Here is a 16,948-nt window from a genome sequence, read left to right on the forward strand (position 1 = left end):
TTTTAAACCCTTGATTTATAAAAATTATTATCTATGCTATTTCCATCTTGGCCGTATTCACTTGCTTTAGTACCAAAAATTTTTTCATTAAGTGAGTCAAAAAATTCTTTAACAGCAACAACATGTCTTGCATATTCTTTATTTACTTTATGTAAATTTTCAAGCTTTGAACGCATAAGAACAAGCTTTGACTTCACTTCATCGTCTAAAACGCTAGCAAGTGTAGTCGTACCGCTCTCTTTTGATACCTTTAAAAGCTCTTTATCTAGTGCTCTTTTGGTATCTTCAAATGCACGAACTAAGGCATTTTTTTTCTTTACACTCTCATCAACGCTTGAGTGCTTTGCCTCTTTTATATTTGCGATATCTTGTATAGTTAAATTTATAAGCTCATCAAGCTCGCCTATAGCCTCGTCCAAAAGCTTTTTTATCATTTAAAGTCCTTAATTACAGTAATGCATCAGCCACAGCCCTAGCCGTTTTTGAGATATCAACCTGATAAGTGCCATTTGCTATGGCATCAGCTATCTCTTTTAGCTTTGCGTTTTCGTTTGTTCTTACTTCTTTATTCTGAGTTTCGACCTTGGCATCGCTATTTTTATTTAGCGCATTTGCCTGAAAATTTGGTCTTTGGTTCAAAGGCCTTATCATATTCATACCTCTTAAAATAAAATGTTTATATCACTACATCGGCAGAATATAAATTTACTTAAGAGTCTCTCTTTAAAAAATCGTACAAAAGTTCTGAAAAACCAAGATTTCCGCTCAATGCTTTACTCATTGCATCGTTATACATCGACCTATAAATATCACTACCAGCAGCCTTTGGATATAGCGAGTTGTGCTCGTCTTCTTTTAAAGCAATATCAAGTACAGCCTTTACCATATATGCCTCAAATGCATCAGTTTGCTCTTTTAAAAGTGCATCTTGTTTAGCATTTGTATTTTTTATCTTATTTGCCGAAATTTCATTGTATGAATTTAACGCTAAGGTGTTATCTATTTGCATTATATTATCTCCAAATCAACCTGTATCGCACCAACTCGTTTTAAATTTTCAAGTATCGAGATGATGTCACTTGGTGTTGCTCCGAGCTTGTTTAAAGCTCTTGTTACATTTGCAACAGTTGTTTTTTCGCCTGAAATTTTAAGTAAATTTTGGCTAGGTGCGACAGATGTATCACTTCCTATATTTACATCATTTTGCGCTGCTTCATCGTAGCTATTCGGCTCTATTTTTATTGTGATTGCACCATGCGTTAAGACAACTGGACTAACTACGGCATTTATGCCACTTACTATCGTGCCAGTTCTTTCATCAACCACTATCTTTTCATCTGGCTTATACTCCACATCAAGATCTAGCACAGCACTTGCAAGCTCGATAATGCTAACATCATCTGGCTTTTTAACGATAACCGTTCTTGGATCGATCGCCTTTGCGGCATCATCAGAGATATTTGCATTTATAGTATTTTGGATATCAAGAGCGGTTTTAAAATTTGTATCTTTTAGGCTTAGTCTTATACTATCTTGATTGTAAATGTCATAAGTTACTTCTCGCTCAACCAAAGCTCCATTTAGGATAGAGCCAACGGTTGGGTGGTTGCCACCTGATCTACCCATGCTTTTTCCGCCGATGCTTAAAGCACCCTGAGCCAAAGCATAAATATCACCATCAACGCCTTTTAGTGGCGTCATGAGAAGGGTGCCACCTTGCAAGCTTTTTGCATCACCAATAGATGAGATCACGACATCAAGCTTGTCGCCATGCCTAGCAAATGCAGGAAGCTTAGCTGTTACCATAACAGCAGCTGCATTTTTTGACTTGATATCATCTGGATTTATCTTTACGTTTACACCTTGAAGCATGTTTGATAGAGACTGTATCGTAAATTTTGACGTTGAGCCATCACCTGTGCCGTTTAGTCCTACAACTAGGCCGTAGCCTATTAGCTGATTATCTCTTACGCCAACTATGCTTGCAAGCTCTTTTATCTGCGTAGCAAAGGCTGAAGTAGCTATCACTGAAGCTGCTACAAAAGATAAAAATTTTTTCATATTTTTTCCTAAAATTTAGCTATTTTAGGTTTTTAAAGCAAAAGATGTTCCAAATTTTTATAAATTATTGGAAGTAAGAGAGTGAAGTAGCTCCAAATTTTTTAAATTTTACAAGTTTATATGTAAAAATTTCATTGCTAAATTTAAAGTCGCTGTTGTGTTCAAAAACTATCATATAAATTTTCTCTTTTTTTAGCTGCGAAATCAAATTTACAAGCTTGACGTAAATATCATCAAAGCCAGCTCTTATGTCAAATGGCGGATCCAGATAGAGCAAGACCTTGCCACTTTGAGAATTTACAAGATCAGGTAAGATGGCAAAGGTGTCGCCATTTATCGCTTTTAAATTAGCACTCTCTAGACTTTTAAGATTGCTTTGCGTGATCTTAAAAGCGGCTCTATCTTTTTCGATAGCGATAGCCTCACGTGCTCCGTTACTAACGGCCTCACATGCCATCACGCCACTTCCACCAAAGCCCTCTATAAATGTAAGAGTATAAATTTCATCTCTAATGACATTAAAAAAAGACTCTTTTACGATACTTTTAGTGCTTCTAGTCGTGCTTAAGCTTGGCAACTCAAGCCTTTTGCCTTTAAATTTGCCACTTGAAATTTTGGTGTATAGCTTCACTGATTTGCCCTTAAAATTTCAAGAAGATCAGCTTTAAATTTATCTATTAAAAGTGAAATTTTCTCTTCTAAGCTATTTTCATTTTTAGTTTCATTAAGCTCATTTGCTTTTGAAATTTGCATAGCTGAGTAAAATTCTTCAAGCGTATCAAGAAGTGTTGTCTTGGTAAAAGGATGAGAAAGATGAGCATTTTTTCCTATTATAAATAGCGGTTTTTTTGTCACGATCTCGCGGTCACTCACTACAAAATCACAATCCTTATGATGAGCAGCTAAATTTCCACAAAAAAGTAGCAGTGTCTTTTGAAGTAAAATACACTCGCACTCAAATGAAATTTTCATATCTCTTCCTATAAATTTTTGCTCGATTTTAGCCTAAATAATCAAAAATTTGTATAAACACTAAAGGATTTTAAAATTTTACCGATGTAGAAGCTAACGTAAGTTTTAAGGAGTAAAACTATGGAAATCTTTAAGGCAGCAGCAAATCAGGTACTAGATACGAGCATGAGCACATCCGCTCAGCGTCAAATAGATAGCAGACCTATCGAGCATTCTGATGTTAAATTAAGTGCTGATAAAAATAACGAAACAAAAGACATTAACGAGCTAGACGGACTTAGCAACGAAGAGCTTGCCAAAAGAACAAGAGAGGTCACTGACAGACTAAACTATCAAATGCAGCAGCTTGATACTAATGTAAGATTTGCTTACAATGAGAAGCTAAATTTAATGGTTGTGCAAGTAAAAGATGCTAAAACTGGCGAAGAGATAACACAACTTCCAAGTAAAGAAGCTATAAGAATAAGTGAGTATTTCAAAGAAAGCATAGGAATACTTTTTGACAAGGAGAGTTAAAAATGGCAGTAGGTAACGTAACAAATTTAGGCATCGGTACAAAAAATAGCGGGCTAAATGATGATCTTATCAAGAAATTAAAAGAAGCAGATGAGGCAGGACAGATCAAGCCTTTAACAAAAAGGCTAGAAAGAAATGATCTAAAGCAAAAAGACCTTGCAGCGCTAAAAACTCTAGTTAGCAACGTAAACATAAGTGGCAAAACACTTGGCGGAGAGGCACTTTATCTAAAAAGAACTACAAATAACGCTGGTAAAAGCGTAACAGCCTCAGCAGCAAATGGCGTTAGCGTGCAAAATTTTAGTATCGATGTGCAAAAACTTGCTCAAAAAGATACATTTCAAAGCTCAAATTTCAAAAACGCTTCAAGCTTGATAGGTGCGACAAATAACGGCTCTTTTGATGTTGAGATCGATGGACAAAAATTTTCTATTAGCGTAACTAGATCAACCACATATCAAGATATTGTAGACAAGATAAATGATATCAGTGGTGGTAAATTACAAGCTAGAATTTTAAATGTTGGCGGAGATAAGCCAAATCAAATCATGCTTCAATCAGGCAACACTGGCGCAACACAGACTATTAAATTTTCAAATGATACAGCTGGTGTTTTAGATAAACTTGGCTGGGATAGTACGCAGTTTCAAGATAAAGATGCAAATGGCACTCTACTAACAAATCCTGATGGCACACCAAAGATGACATCAAATTTTGAAAAGAATAGAATTTTAAAGGCACAAGATGCGGAATTTACATATAACGGAGTAAATGTAAAAAGAAGCAAAAATACCTTCAACGACTTAAGGCCGGGAATTTCTATTACATTAAATGAAACTGGTAAAACAAACGTAAGCGTTTCTCAGGATACAAAAGAGGTAATAAAAGCGGTTGAAGAATTTATCAAAGACTACAACCTAATGACCATGAACCTTGGTATAGCCACAAAATATGACGAGGAAAAGGGAGCTGGCACTTTCCAAGGCGTTAGCGAAATTTCAAGCTTAAGATCAAACATTGGTCGTCTTGTAAATGGACAAGACAGCGAAGGTAAAGCATTAAGTAAATATGGCATAGTGCCTGATAAAGACGGTCAGCTTCAGCTTGATCTAAATAAATTTAACGCAGCTCTTAGCAAAGATCCTGAAGAGATTCAGAAATTTTTCATGGGATCAAGTAAGATCGAGCCAATAAGCTATATGGGAGCATCGACTGTTAGTGCTGGAGCATTAGACATAAAAGCTGGTGATCTTACAATAAACGGTAAGTCAGTTACATTTTCAACTACAGCCACAGCCACAGCCGAAGAAAATGCACTAAAACTTCAACAAGCCATAAATGACGCTGGCATAACTGGAGTTACAGCCAGTCTTGATAACAGTGGCAAAAGAATCGTCTTAAAAAGAAGCGATGGTGAAAATATCGAAGTAAAAGGTAAAGCTCCTGCTCTAACGACTCTAGGCATGAGCGAAGCAACTGTAAATTCAGTAACTAAAAAAACAGATGGGCTATTTACAAAGCTAGCTAAAATGCTTGATGGTGTCGTTGGTAAAAAAGGCACAATGATCGCTATGCAAAATCAGCTAAAAGACGAAAACGAGTCGATCACAAAAAACAAAGAGAGCACACAAAAGCTCTTAGATGAGAAATATACAACAATGCAAGAGCGTTTTATCAAGTATAACGCTATCATCGCGAGTTTAGAAAATCAGTTCTCAACACTAAAATCAATGATCGATGCAGAGATAAATAGCAGAAAATAAGAGAGAAAGATGAATCAAAGTGCATATAGTGCATACGCACAGTCTAGTTTTGGGGGCATTGAGTCCCCAACTAAATTAATAGAAATGCTTTATGACGGAATTTTAAAATTTATATTTCGTACCAAAAAGGCGATAGAAGCTGGAGATATAGAGAAAAAAGTTTATTATATAAATAGAACAAATGCTATTTTTGTTGAGCTTTTAAATTCGCTTGATTATTCTCAAGGCGATGTAGCTCACTATCTTAGCGGCCTCTATACAAGACAGATGCAGCTTCTTGCTATGGCAAATATACAAAACGATATCGCAGCTTTGAATGAAGTAACTAATGTCGTAAAGCAACTATCTGAAGCATGGAGAGAGGTAACATCAGGTGAATAGCTGGATCAATGAATTTAAATTAGCATTGATAAACGAAGACACGAGCAAGATAGCTGCTTTATCACAAAATTTTAGTGAAGATATGTTTACGAGCCTAGCTTCAGCGCAAGAAGCACAAGCATTAATCGGCGGTGCAATAGAGCTTTTAAAAAGCAAGTCTTCACATATTCAAAATGAGCTTATAAAACTACAAAAAGCTCAAAAATACGTAACAAACTAATCAATTTTTATAAATTTAAAGGCACGGCGTTAAGCCGAGTTCTGTCTTGAGCGATCATTTATCTACGCTTGCTTTTACAAACAAACTCTAGCGAAGGGTTTTAATATAAGACCAAAACCATCCCTTCTTGCTGCAGGTTGGGTTTATATGGCCACGCAAGTTACCAAGCGTGCCGGTGGGCTCTTACTCCGCCGTTTCACCTTTACCGCCGAAGCGGAAGTCTACTTTCTGTTACACTATCCCTTAGGTTTCCCTAGCCATCCGTTAGATGGAACCTTGTCTTATCGCAGCTCGGACTTTCCTCTTTTGCAAAAACAAAAGCGATCGCTTACCGTGCCAGAGCGAAATTATAGCGCCTTTGGCTTAAATTTCTAGCTTTAAAAGCTTTAGACTTTTAACTTTATGTTTTTTATTTAAAAGGCAGATTTGCAAACAGATAGAGTGCTTTGAGTAAATATTTAGCATATGTTTTGTTAAAAATTTATCTCAAAGTGCAATAAATTCAGCATTATTTATAGGTCGTAAATCGTACAAGTTCCCAAATTTCTCCATTATCTCGTGCGTGGCCTCTACAAAAGGCTCACAGCCAAAGTGCGGTACGACGTAAAAATCAACCAAATTTAACCCTGTAAAATCGCTCATATTTGGGCTATTTTCATCCATTAGCGTAGCATATCTCGTATCTGGTGCCGCCACGATCGCTCCTGCTGACTCACCGATATAAATTTTGCCTGCTTGAACTGCATCTTTGATGGTTTGTGCAACATGCGACTTTCGTAACTCACTAAGAAGATAAAATGTATTTCCGCCGCTAACGTAAATGATATCGCACTGACTAATGGTAGATAAAATTTTATCTTCACAAGATGGCTCATCTTGGCTAGATACTAGCGCTGCCGAATCATTGGCGCAAGAGACGTCAAGGTGTCTTAGCTTAGCACCAAATTTTTCCAAAATTTCCACCGCTTCATATACGTAAAAATTTACCTCTTCAAATTTTGCTGCCGTATCGATAAAAGCAACTTTCTTGCCACTAAATTTCACCAATTCATTGATCTTGCTCGCAATCTCCGTAAAATAAGAACAAAGAAAAATATTCGCCATTTTTAATCCTTTTAAAATATAAATTTGCAAACCCATTATATCTAAACGAGCCTAGAAACGCTTGTATTTCACGTCGCTCGCGTCTTGCTCCACGGGTAAAATTTAGTGATGTTAAGATATGGGTCTTAGTGCATAAAATTGCGATAAATTTAGCCTCAAATTTGAGCTTAAAACGACAAGGCAAAGTTTTACCCCGTTTTGCTCACAGCTTTTAAAAAGCGTTAGGCAAGGCAGATTTTGATTTGTGAAATTTAAACTTGAAAGTTAAGGCGAAGTTTTGCGAGATGGTTTTAAGTGTTTTCTGTGTCGCTATGCTCGTAGCTAAACAAAAGAAGTAAATTTCGTCCAAAAATAAGGCATACAGCCTATCGCAGAGCAAAATTTATGCTCTGCTTGCACTTGCGAGCATAGATGCAAAAATCATTTAAAAGCGCTCGCAAGACAAGCCGCCGCCCTACTCAAAGATATTTTTATGCAAGATTTCTTCTAGCACGACCGTCGCGTAGCTGCCTTTTTGCAGCGTAAAATTTATCGTAAAGTGCGCTTTTTCCTCGTTGTATTTATAGCTTGCATCCTCCAAGTAGCACCACGCAAAACGCCTTGAGCCAGTCATTTTAGCCTTAAATTCATTTGCCTGAGCAAAAATTTCATCCTCTACTGTTTTTGCTGCACCCTGCGCCTCATACGCCTTTGCGCCCACGATCAGCCCGCAGCTAGTGATATCTCTAGCGTCAAAGCGCGCGCCCTCCGCGTCCAAATCCTCGCACAAAAAGCACTTACCGTGCGGATAGTGGCCCAAAACTTCGCCCTCCATCAGCTTAAAAAATCTCTTTTGCGATTTTAAATTTTTCAAAATCGCGTTATCAAGATATGGATAAATTTGAGCTAGCTCGCCTAGGCTAAAATCCTGCGCAAACTTCGAAATCTCCACGCGTTTGCTAAGCCAACGGTTGAAAAGATCGCTTTGATAGGCTGAGATCAAAAAGTCATTTAGCTTTACATTTTTGCTCTTTTTGCCATTTATCGTGCCGTTTTTAAGTAGCTCCTGCCCAGTTTCAGCATTATCACCAAATTTACCAAAGCGCTGGTAGCCAAAGTAGTTTGCATAGCCCATTTTATCGATATTTATAAAGGCTTGCTCGAGCTTTTTAGCGCTACTTGGTAGCACCTTTTTTAAGCGGATAAAAAAGCTATTGCCCTTTAGATGTCCGATGCGAAGCTTGTTTTTATGCACGTTTAAATTTAAAATTTTCATCTTTTCATGGCTAAAGTTTGCAAGCGCGTTCTCAAATTTACGAGGCATCGAGATAAACTGCGTCGTCATGCCCTGCTTGTCCTTTAGTCCAGCATAGCCAAAGTCACGCATTTTTGCCCCTGTAACCTCGCTTAAGGCGTGCAAAGCGTCGCTTGTCGTCATATCTTTTTTAGAAATTTCAACGATCAAGTGCTCGCCGTCACCACTAAACTCATAAAGTGGTATCTCGCGCACGACAAAATCATCTGAATTTTTAGAAAAATATGCCTCGATGGGCGCATGAGTTAGCGCATAGAGCGGCTTAAAAGTGGTGGCTTCTTGCATTTTGTCTTAACCTTTTATTTGAAATTTTTGCAAAGACGCTAATCCTTGTCCGTGTTTTTGCGGCGATCCTTTTGATGGCATTTAAATTTTTAGGACAAAAAGTAAATAAAATTTCATACTCTTCGCCGCTACTAAGCTCAAATTTACTTAGTTTTTTTGTAAATTTAGCACCCTTTTTGCTAGTCTTTAAAAGCTTAGCAAGATCGGTATTTAGCCCATCTGAGATATCCATAGCTGAGTTTACAAGATGAGCTGCTTTGTAGAAAAATTTATCTCTTAAAATAGGCTTTTTAAAACGTGAATTTTTTGAAATTTTAGCTAGCCTTAGAAGTGAATTTAGCCCTTTTTGGCTGCCTCCAAGCTCGCCAGTAAAAGCTACCAGATCGCCGTATTTTGCATTTTTCCTAAGCACAGCCCTGCCCTTTAGCTCGCCGATTACACTAACACTTATATTTAAAATTTTACTACTTATCGTGTCGCCACCGATTATCTTTACACCAAACTCCTCGCACGCTCTATTTATGCCGCTACTTAGCTCTTTGATTTGTTGCGGTGTGAAATTTTTTGGCAAGCTAAGTCCAAGAAGGACAAATTTTGGCCTAGCATTCATCACGATTGTATCTGAAAAATTTACGATCATCGCCTTATAGCCGATCTCTTCAAGGCTTAGCCAGCCATGCTTAAAGTGCGAGTTTTGGGCAAAAATATCCTTGCTAAAGACATGCTTGCCAATCACAGCTGCGTCATCGCCAATATAAGCGTTACCAAAGCATTCAATCGTGAAATTTTCTTTATCCATCGGGCCATTATAATGAAACTCCTTTTAATTTTAGGATAAAATAAGCCAAAAAAGGAGCCAAATGCAAAAAATAGAAATTTTTAGATTTAATGCAAAAAAGGATATTTTGTCGTATTTTAAACCATATTTTTTAGAAATTTTAGATTACGCAAACCTTGACGAGCTATTTTTGTATATTAAAAAGATTGATCCGTATTTTCAGCCAACAACTGGCTTTGTGAAAGTAAATGATGTCGTAGTGAGTACTGCTGAACCATTAGAGAATTTATATGAAAAATTTGCGGGCGAGCTTGTGATTTCGCCACTTGATGAAAAACGAGCGGTTTTAGATCTTGAGATAAATGATGATGACTTTTGGAAGAAATTTAAACCATTTGAGAAATTTTGTGATCAAGCAGGCAAAGAATTTTATGCAAGCTTAAAGCCATATTTTTATGCTGATTTTGTGAGAGACTACGAGCCAAATTTTATAGGTGCAGCAGCCATCATACTAGCTCATCATCTTTATAAAAAAGAAAAAAATGATGAGATCATGAGGCTTATCAACAATGAAAATGGTATTTTGATAGCTTGCAAGATTGATGATTTTATCTTTGGCGGAAGCGAAATTTATACCGAAGCGATTAGGTTTTTTAAAGAAATTTTAGGGATAAAAGAGGACGAAACCGCAAAAAACGAGCTTAAAAATATAAAAAGTTTGGATAAATTTAAAGAGTTCAAAATAGCCATAAGCGATAAAATCCCTCAACATTTAGATAAATTTAGAGCAAATTTTATAAATCTAAACAATAAATTTCCTTGTGGATTTGAGCTTTTAAAAGTAAACGAAAAGCTTGCATTTGCATTTGCTAGTAAGACCATCTTTAATGCGTTTGATAGCGGGGCTGATTTTTTACTAGCTAGCAATGATGCTGAGTTTTATATGTTTGACACGCTTTCAAAAAAGCTTGAAAAATTTGCAAACAGAAGCTTGCAGGATTTTTATATTTTAAGAGTTGGCGAACTGATCGAGCTTGAAAATGGCAAAATTCCAGCAAGCTTAAAAGAGCATACGCTAAAAGTAAATCTAGTCTAACCTAAAAATTTATTTTTGCAAAGTTGCATTTTGCTCGCTTAAGGCTTCTTCTTTTTCGTCTTCTTGCTTTATCTCATCGTATCTTGCTTTGGCATTTTCATAAACACCAGCTGGTAGGCTTATATTTAAATCGTCCCTTAAGCTCATCACATCATCACAAGCATTTTGGTAGCCAAGGTCACAGCTTTTCATATAATAACTCACGCCAAGCTCGATATTTGAGTGCTTTTTTAGATCACTATCCATTTGCTCATTTATCTCTTCATTTACAAACATATCGCCCAAAGCCTCGCATGAAAGCACATCTTTTTGCTCACAGCCATCATAGAAAATTTCATACGCAGTTGCGTAATCTCCGGCATTTAGCGCCTCAATACCTCTGTCATAATCATCGATGTCAAAGCTAAATGCTAAATTTAAAGCTAGGATTAAAAAAACTATCTTTTTCATATAAAGCTCGGTGCATCATTTGAAAATAGTATGAGATCGCCAGCACGCGTATTTTGAGCTAGAATTTCTTGCATTTTATTTTTATCCTTTAAGATGATGATCTTTGGCTTTATGATGTGTTTTAGCAAAACTTCGGCATTTAGCGAGCTTGTGATGATAACAAGGTCAAAAATTTCATTTATCACCTTGGCTAAATTTGCATTTTGCTCCGCATCACTCTCGACGATACCAGGCGTTAGCAGCACTTTTCTGCCAGCGTAGGTGCTTACAAGCTCGTAGCTTGCACTCATGCCTGAAAAATTTCCATTAAAACTATCATCAATTATCAGCTTGCCGCCAGCCTCGATCTTGCTTAGGCGGTGCTCTACGTTTTTCATCTTAGATAGTGCTCTATCTACCGTCTCATCGCTCATCTTTAGGTATTTTGCCACCTTGATGCAAACGGCTAAATTTGTAGCATTAAATTTACCAAGCAGTGGCGAAGCATAGTTTTTGCCATCAAGTATAAATGAAATTCCATCTAAATTTGCATTGATATCTTTTAGACTTTCATCGTAAATTTCTAAATTTTGGCTTGGCTCTTTCTTTGTCGAGCTATGTAAAAATGCCATTTGCAAGCGAGCGCTTTGAAGTGCTTCAAGCTTGGTAGAGCGGATATTATCAAGCGTTTTAAAATACTCAATGTGTTGCGCGCCGATCTCGCCAACGATGACGATTTGCGGGTTTAGAAATTTTGTGATCTCTAGGATGTCGCCCTTTAGCCTAGCGCCTGCTTCAGCGATGTAAATTTGCGTTTGCTCGCTTAAGTTTTCATTGATATCTTTGATGATGCCAGCCATTGTATTTACGCTGCGAGGCGTTTTGTAGCAGTCAAAGCTATCTTTTAAAATTTCAAAAAGAAAATTTTTGATGCTAGTTTTGCCGTAGCTTGCTGTGATCAAGATGATTTTTAGATCTTTATTTGTACCCAGTTTTTTAAGTGCCTTATTTTTAAAGCCTTGAAATTTTATCTTTTCTAAAATTTCACTAAAAAATAGGCTCACGACCAAGACAAAAAGTGGCATAGGAGCCAAAAACGCCTTGTGGATGATGAAATTTAAAGCGTAGTTTAAGATGATAGCACAAGCAAGGATCACAAAAAAATGCTTGATCCTAGCAGTAAAAACTAACTTTTTATCAAGTTTTTTATGCCACATATAAAGTGCTGGCAAAAGTGCAAAGTAAAAATAGATAAAAAACCACTTGCCAGTCGTGTAAAATAGCACCAAAGGCACGATGAAGAAAAAGACGTGCCAAGCGGGCTTTGTGAAGTGAAAGAGTACGCGCTCAGGCTTATATGAAAACCACTGAAAGCAAGTAATCACATAAAAAGCGAGCGCAAAGATAAATAAAACTGTGCTTATGCTTAAAAATATATTCATCTTATCTCCTCGATCCCGCTCTCATCGTCATCTATCACGACATTTTTAGCCTCATTTAGCTCAAAATTTATCCCTTTTTCTATCTCTTCGCTTATAAATTTAGCGTGAAGCAAAAAGAAAAAATGATCACCACTAAGCGGAAAAAATGAACTATTTTTTATGAGCTTATGTATACTCTCCCCGCTTGTTATAGGCGTTGCCTTGTCATTTTCGCCCCAGAATATCAAAGCCTTGCCACTAAAGTCAGCAAAATGCTTCGTAAAATCCTCATCAACTACGTTTTTTAGGGTCTCATACATCACTCTACTCATACCGCTCACATCTTTTGTGGCAAAGAGTTTATAAAATTTTCCAAATCCAAAAAGCTTAAAAATTTTAAAAATAGAGATCTTTGTGCGCACGATAAATGGCTTTTTGACAACTATGCCAGCTGAGCTCAAAAGCACAAGATATGGCGGCTTTAGAAGCGTTGCGACCTTGCCACCAAAGCTATGACCTACTATAATATCTGGCTTTATGCCAAGCTCAGCGCAAAAATTTTCAACGATTTTTGCATAATCACTTGTTTTTAAAGGATCAGTAATTGAGCTTTTACCAAAACCTGGCATATCGATATAAACGTGGCAAAACTCGTTTAGATAGTGCCCAAAAGCCTTTTTCATTATCTCTTTGTTTGCACCCCAGCCGTGCAAGAAAAGCACTATTTTTTTGCATTTCGGATTTACTACTTCGTAGCTGATCTCATACTCGTCTGAGCCGTACTTTACCGCCCTACTCGCCATCGTTCTCTCTTTTTTTTGCAGTATAAATGCTCTCAAGCACACTCACTGCTTCGCAAAGGCGCTCATACTCTTCCATATTTAAAAGCACTGCTTCAAATTTATTATTTTTTACAATAACCGCTCTTTTTAATTCATTAGCTCCCACACGAGAGAGTACCGAACTAAAATTTCTAACCACTTCAGTTGCTGTATAAATTTCATCTTTGGTAAAAGTTACCATTGTCGCTCTTTGTGTAAAATTTTACGTAAAATATCACAAACTACTTTATAATCTACTAAATGGTCTAAATTTTCCCACGACCTTTTACTGAAGTGATCGAGTTTATAAAGCTATAATCGATCTTTATATTACGCTCTCTTGGAAGTGAGTTTGCAAGAGCATTTAAAGTACTCTCAAAATCCTCAAATAGATAGTTTGCAAGGCTTCCTGGGTTTGGATTTATCTCATTTAGATAGACCTCATCATCTATCACAAAGAAGTCGCATCTAATGATCGCTCCGTCAAAACCGCAATCATAAATTTTTGAAAAGTTAAATTTAAGCTTTTGTTTTAGCTCCTCAGAAATTTCAGCCTCTTTTACCTTGTTTTCATTTGAAAAGCTAAGATATTTTTGCTCGTAGTCAAGAAATTCTTTCTTTTTTGGCTCTTCGATGATAGAAAATTTTATCTTTCCATCTATCTTACAGCCTGCAAGGTTATACTCTTTTACTCCCTTTATAAAAGGCTCGACAAGCACATCTTTATCAAACTCAAATGCTATGTCTTTTGCATAAGCTAGCTCGCTGGCGTCATGCACTATATTTACGCCGATACTACTTCCAAGTCTTGCTGGCTTTAAAATAATAGGATAGTGAAATTTTGGCTGGCTCTCACGAGTTAGCATCTCATAGTCAAGCGCCTTTACGCCAGCTTTTTGCGCTAGAAATTTAGTAAGCTCTTTGTTGTAGCTAAGTGCACTTACTTCAAGCCTTGGACCTATATATTTTATGCCGTAAAAGTCAAAAAGCGCTGCTATCTTGCCATCTTCGCCGTCCATGCCATGGATCAAATTTATAATAACATCACACTCTACTTTTTTATCGCCAAAGAGAGAGTGTATGAAAAATCCACCCTTAGACAAAATGAGCTTTTTTGAATTTTTGTATTTGCCAGAGCTAAAGAAATTTGCTCTCATATCTTTCTCTTCGATAAGATAAAAATCTCTATTTGCGTCGCAAAATATAAATTTTAGCTCTTGTTTTAGGACATTTTTTAAAACTATTGCACTAACTATGCTTATCTCATGTTCATAGCTCTTTGCTCCAAATATCACACCTAAATTCATCTTTTTAATCCTTATCCTAATTTCTTTAATGCTTCTTTTATAAGATCACTCGTATTTTCACTCTTACACTCAGGCAAAATTTTCACTATCTTCTCACGTTTAAAGCCAAGCGCCTCAAGTGCCAAAAGTGCCTCATTTTGATAGCTTGGTACACTCTCATCACTTATTAGTTTTGCGTCGCTTAGCTCGGCTATAATGCGTCTAGCAGTCTTTGGTCCGATACCTGGTACACTTTTAAAGGTATCTGCATCACCGCTTATTATGGCATTTGTAAATGCTTGCGAGCTAAGACTTGAGCAAACTGCCATAGCCGTGCTAGCTCCGATGCCATTTAGCTTTATAAGCATCTCAAACATCTTTTGCTCATTTGCATCCAAAAAGCCGTAAAGTAAATTTGCGTCCTCTCTTATGATCTGTGTTATGGCAAGCTCGACTTTTTCGCCCTTGCTAAGCTTGGCTGAGCAAAAAAGCGAAATGAAAATCCCATAACTTACGCCGCTATTTGTCTTAAGTATCACAAATGCGGGATCTTTTTTGCTGACGATACCTTCGATCGCTTTTATCATCCTTTAACCTTTTATTCTTAGAAATTTGTATCTGTGTAGTCTTCTAATTTATTTGACTTTTTGATCTTATACTCAGCCTCATCGCCATCGCCGATCTTCTCTAAAGTAATGGCATGAGCGGTTTCATTTTGCTTTGAGATATAAGTGACATTTTGTGGAGGATCAACGATAACGAATCTAATCTCATTTAGTTCAACCCAGTTGCCTCTATTTATCACTTTTGCAGAAAATATTCCATTTTGCATGATCTCAAGCTCATCTTTTAGAGTAGCTAGCAACTCTTTTTTATCTTTAAAAATTTTTAGCAAAGTGTTGTATTCATTGACTAGACCTTGATACTCTTTTAGCTTTTTCATAAAGGTAACTGGCGGTATCACTTTAGCTTTTGAGAGCTCTTCTACCTTTGCTTTTATGGTATAAATCGAGTCTTTATTTTCATTTATGACATTTTTCTTTGTTTCAATATTTTTTAGAAGTGAGGCAAGCTCTGCTTTTGTATATTCGATCTTATTTAATTGCTCTTGCGTAGCCTCAGCACTCTCAGGCATTTTGCTAGTATCGATTATAAATTTATTGTCAGTGCCTCTTAGATATCTTACGTCTATTAAGTGTGAAGCTGTGATAGTGCAGTTTGAGCCAAGCGTATTTATTTGGATATTTTGAGCAGTTATAGAGCCACCAACGACGCTATTTATCTTAACTCTTTTTGCTACGACGTTTCCGCCTTCTAGCCTATCTATCTCGACATTTTCAGCTTCAACCTTACCGATATGGATAGAAATTTTTGCATTCTTTGCATAAATTTTAGCCTTTTGGTGTGTTTGACCGCCGATTATTACTTCATTTGCTTTAACCATCGCATTTGCGCCGACATTTCCTTTAACCTCGATCTCGTCAGCCTCCACGATGATGCCAGTGCCGATGGCATCTTTTATAGTGTCAGTTTCCCTAACCACTAAAGTCACATTTGTATCAGTGCCTGCTTGAATAGAGCCAGTTGTTTTAAAATTTGCCTCATTTATCTCTATGCGCTCTTCAATGTCAAATGAGCCATTTTTCTCAACTACATATCCTGATTTTTTAGCGATGTATATTATGCTATCGTCATTTTCTACTCTCTCTATATTTTCGCTTATACTTATCTCTTTGCCAGTATCTTCTTTTGGCTTTTCTACTGCTAATAATTTACCCCTCGCATCACGGCCATTTTGCCCTTCGTGAGACTTTTTCTCTTCCATTATCACTTCATCTTGTGCCACGCCAAAAACAAAACCTCTATCAGCGTAATCAACCTTATCTTCCTCTTTTATCGCATCAAGTTTATCTTTGTAGTAGTAAAGTATCTTTGCATCGGTAGCTTTTTTTGGATTTATACCTTGTGTTATGTTTAGTATGTAGTCTTTATCAAGTTCGCCCTTTACATGCACAACTGAGGCGATTTGTTTTAGCTCGTCTTTTAGTTTGCCGATCCTTATACCTATTAAAATTTGAGCCTTCATAAGCTGTTTAGCGATATATTCAAAAAGTTTATCTTCGTAATGCTGTTCGTATTCACAATCTTTTGTAGCTTTTACCTTTGCGACTACTTTTGTAACCGTTGAATTTACACCGATTTCTATCTTTGGAAGCTTTGGCACAGCATTTAGCCTAACATCAAAAAATTCCACATCATAGACCTGCTCGATCTCTAGTGTCTCGTCAAGATAAAATGCATTATCATCAAAAAAGTTTAAAGTTTCTTCAGGGACAAAAACTGGTTCTTCATTATCTTTATTTTTATAATAAGTCAAAATGCCTAAAATTTTAAAATCTATAAATTCTACCGGTACGCTGTGTTGCTTGCTTAATTCTTTAAGCGATATATAAGGTGTTGAAGTTTGAATTTGCGTTGGCGGTAAAAATCTCTCGTTTTCTTGCACGTTCTCGCTCAAAAT

The 16,948-nt window shown here is 36.8% G+C and carries 21 protein-coding genes and 1 other RNA gene; 5 read left to right on the forward strand and 17 right to left on the reverse strand.

Translation table 11 applies throughout. The annotated features are described in order from the left end of the window. Positions 1 to 2 precede the first annotated feature (2 nt). The 6 genes from flgN to CVS84_RS03975 form a co-directional block, all read right to left on the reverse strand. Entirely contained in the window at positions 3 to 434 is a 432-nt protein-coding gene (flgN, locus tag CVS84_RS03950; protein WP_021091397.1) for a flagellar export chaperone FlgN, read from the reverse strand. 13 nt (positions 435 to 447) lie between these two features. Continuing rightward, complete coding sequence (locus CVS84_RS03955; RefSeq protein ID WP_199906103.1) at positions 448 to 651, reverse strand: flagellar biosynthesis anti-sigma factor FlgM; 204 nt, start codon at positions 649 to 651, stop codon at positions 448 to 450. Between the two features lie 58 nt (positions 652 to 709). Next, positions 710 to 1,009, reverse strand: a complete 300-nt coding sequence (locus CVS84_RS03960; RefSeq protein ID WP_107691250.1) for a rod-binding protein — start codon at positions 1,007 to 1,009, stop codon at positions 710 to 712. Continuing rightward, positions 1,009 to 2,061, reverse strand: coding sequence for a flagellar basal body P-ring protein FlgI (locus CVS84_RS03965; RefSeq protein ID WP_107691251.1), 1,053 nt, complete (start codon positions 2,059 to 2,061; stop codon positions 1,009 to 1,011). The genes CVS84_RS03960 and CVS84_RS03965 overlap by 1 nt, the downstream gene beginning before the upstream one ends. Positions 2,062 to 2,125: 64 nt before the next feature. Next, positions 2,126 to 2,692, reverse strand: a complete 567-nt coding sequence (gene rsmD, locus CVS84_RS03970; RefSeq protein WP_107691252.1) for a 16S rRNA (guanine(966)-N(2))-methyltransferase RsmD — start codon at positions 2,690 to 2,692, stop codon at positions 2,126 to 2,128. Then, positions 2,689 to 3,033 carry an ornithine carbamoyltransferase gene (locus CVS84_RS03975; RefSeq protein WP_107691253.1) on the reverse strand — a complete coding sequence of 115 codons (345 nt, stop codon included), beginning with the start codon at positions 3,031 to 3,033 and terminating at the stop codon, positions 2,689 to 2,691. The genes rsmD and CVS84_RS03975 overlap by 4 nt, the downstream gene beginning before the upstream one ends. A 120-nt stretch (positions 3,034 to 3,153) precedes the next feature. Here CVS84_RS03975 and CVS84_RS03980 point away from each other — a divergent pair, with 120 nt between their 5' ends. From CVS84_RS03980 to CVS84_RS03995, 4 genes are read left to right on the forward strand one after another with little or no spacing between them, the layout of a single operon-like run. After that, positions 3,154 to 3,549, forward strand: coding sequence for a FlaG family protein (locus CVS84_RS03980; protein WP_072594311.1), 396 nt, complete (start codon positions 3,154 to 3,156; stop codon positions 3,547 to 3,549). A gap of 2 nt (positions 3,550 to 3,551) precedes the next feature. Further along, positions 3,552 to 5,312 (forward strand): flagellar filament capping protein FliD, encoded by a 1,761-nt coding sequence (gene fliD / locus CVS84_RS03985; protein ID WP_107691254.1) that lies wholly within the window; start codon positions 3,552 to 3,554, stop codon positions 5,310 to 5,312. A gap of 9 nt (positions 5,313 to 5,321) precedes the next feature. After that, the gene (gene fliS / locus CVS84_RS03990; RefSeq protein ID WP_035167483.1) at positions 5,322 to 5,693 is read left to right on the forward strand and encodes a flagellar export chaperone FliS; all 372 of its coding nucleotides are present in this window, start codon (positions 5,322 to 5,324) and stop codon (positions 5,691 to 5,693) included. Then, complete coding sequence (locus tag CVS84_RS03995; RefSeq protein ID WP_084041079.1) at positions 5,686 to 5,913, forward strand: hypothetical protein; 228 nt, start codon at positions 5,686 to 5,688, stop codon at positions 5,911 to 5,913. The genes fliS and CVS84_RS03995 overlap by 8 nt, the downstream gene beginning before the upstream one ends. A 14-nt stretch (positions 5,914 to 5,927) precedes the next feature. Here CVS84_RS03995 and rnpB read toward each other — a convergent pair. The 4 genes from rnpB to CVS84_RS04015 form a co-directional block, all read right to left on the reverse strand. After that, positions 5,928 to 6,253, reverse strand: an RNA gene (gene rnpB, locus CVS84_RS04000) — RNase P RNA component class A. Positions 6,254 to 6,399: 146 nt separating this feature from the next. Further along, the gene (locus tag CVS84_RS04005; RefSeq protein ID WP_159070064.1) at positions 6,400 to 7,017 is read right to left on the reverse strand and encodes a Type 1 glutamine amidotransferase-like domain-containing protein; all 618 of its coding nucleotides are present in this window, start codon (positions 7,015 to 7,017) and stop codon (positions 6,400 to 6,402) included. Between the two features lie 454 nt (positions 7,018 to 7,471). After that, on the reverse strand, positions 7,472 to 8,596 hold the full coding sequence (gene truD / locus CVS84_RS04010; protein ID WP_107691256.1) for a tRNA pseudouridine(13) synthase TruD: 1,125 nt from the start codon (positions 8,594 to 8,596) through the stop codon (positions 7,472 to 7,474). Next, positions 8,574 to 9,395 (reverse strand): thiamine-phosphate kinase, encoded by an 822-nt coding sequence (locus tag CVS84_RS04015; RefSeq protein WP_107691257.1) that lies wholly within the window; start codon positions 9,393 to 9,395, stop codon positions 8,574 to 8,576. Before CVS84_RS04015 ends, truD begins: the two co-directional genes overlap by 23 nt. Positions 9,396 to 9,456: 61 nt before the next feature. On the opposite strand from CVS84_RS04015, the gene CVS84_RS04020 reads away from it, so the two are divergent. Beyond that, complete coding sequence (locus tag CVS84_RS04020) at positions 9,457 to 10,470, forward strand: hypothetical protein (protein ID WP_107691258.1); 1,014 nt, start codon at positions 9,457 to 9,459, stop codon at positions 10,468 to 10,470. A 9-nt stretch (positions 10,471 to 10,479) separates the two neighbouring features. Here CVS84_RS04020 and CVS84_RS04025 read toward each other — a convergent pair whose 3' ends face one another. The 7 genes from CVS84_RS04025 to CVS84_RS04055 all read right to left on the reverse strand — a co-directional run bounded on the left by CVS84_RS04025 (position 10,480) and on the right by CVS84_RS04055 (position 16,945). Continuing rightward, positions 10,480 to 10,920: a hypothetical protein gene (locus CVS84_RS04025; RefSeq protein WP_107691259.1), complete on the reverse strand. Its 441-nt coding sequence runs from the start codon at positions 10,918 to 10,920 to the stop codon at positions 10,480 to 10,482. Continuing rightward, positions 10,917 to 12,341, reverse strand: a complete 1,425-nt coding sequence (locus CVS84_RS04030) for a Mur ligase family protein (protein ID WP_107691260.1) — start codon at positions 12,339 to 12,341, stop codon at positions 10,917 to 10,919. Before CVS84_RS04030 ends, CVS84_RS04025 begins: the two co-directional genes overlap by 4 nt. Then, positions 12,338 to 13,123: an alpha/beta fold hydrolase gene (locus tag CVS84_RS04035; RefSeq protein WP_107691261.1), complete on the reverse strand. Its 786-nt coding sequence runs from the start codon at positions 13,121 to 13,123 to the stop codon at positions 12,338 to 12,340. Before CVS84_RS04035 ends, CVS84_RS04030 begins: the two co-directional genes overlap by 4 nt. Next, complete coding sequence (locus CVS84_RS04040; RefSeq protein ID WP_021091404.1) at positions 13,113 to 13,343, reverse strand: type II toxin-antitoxin system Phd/YefM family antitoxin; 231 nt, start codon at positions 13,341 to 13,343, stop codon at positions 13,113 to 13,115. The genes CVS84_RS04035 and CVS84_RS04040 overlap by 11 nt, the downstream gene beginning before the upstream one ends. 64 nt (positions 13,344 to 13,407) lie before the next feature. Beyond that, positions 13,408 to 14,448: a D-alanine--D-alanine ligase gene (locus CVS84_RS04045; RefSeq protein ID WP_107691262.1), complete on the reverse strand. Its 1,041-nt coding sequence runs from the start codon at positions 14,446 to 14,448 to the stop codon at positions 13,408 to 13,410. Between the two features lie 11 nt (positions 14,449 to 14,459). Further along, positions 14,460 to 15,014, reverse strand: a complete 555-nt coding sequence (gene ruvA / locus CVS84_RS04050) for a Holliday junction branch migration protein RuvA (protein ID WP_087578896.1) — start codon at positions 15,012 to 15,014, stop codon at positions 14,460 to 14,462. 17 nt (positions 15,015 to 15,031) lie between these two features. Beyond that, the gene (locus tag CVS84_RS04055) at positions 15,032 to 16,945 is read right to left on the reverse strand and encodes a flagellar assembly protein A (RefSeq protein ID WP_107691263.1); all 1,914 of its coding nucleotides are present in this window, start codon (positions 16,943 to 16,945) and stop codon (positions 15,032 to 15,034) included. Positions 16,946 to 16,948 lie beyond the last annotated feature (3 nt).

Source organism: Campylobacter concisus, assembly GCF_003048575.1.
GTDB classification, from domain to species: Bacteria; Campylobacterota; Campylobacteria; order Campylobacterales; family Campylobacteraceae; genus Campylobacter_A; species Campylobacter_A concisus_U.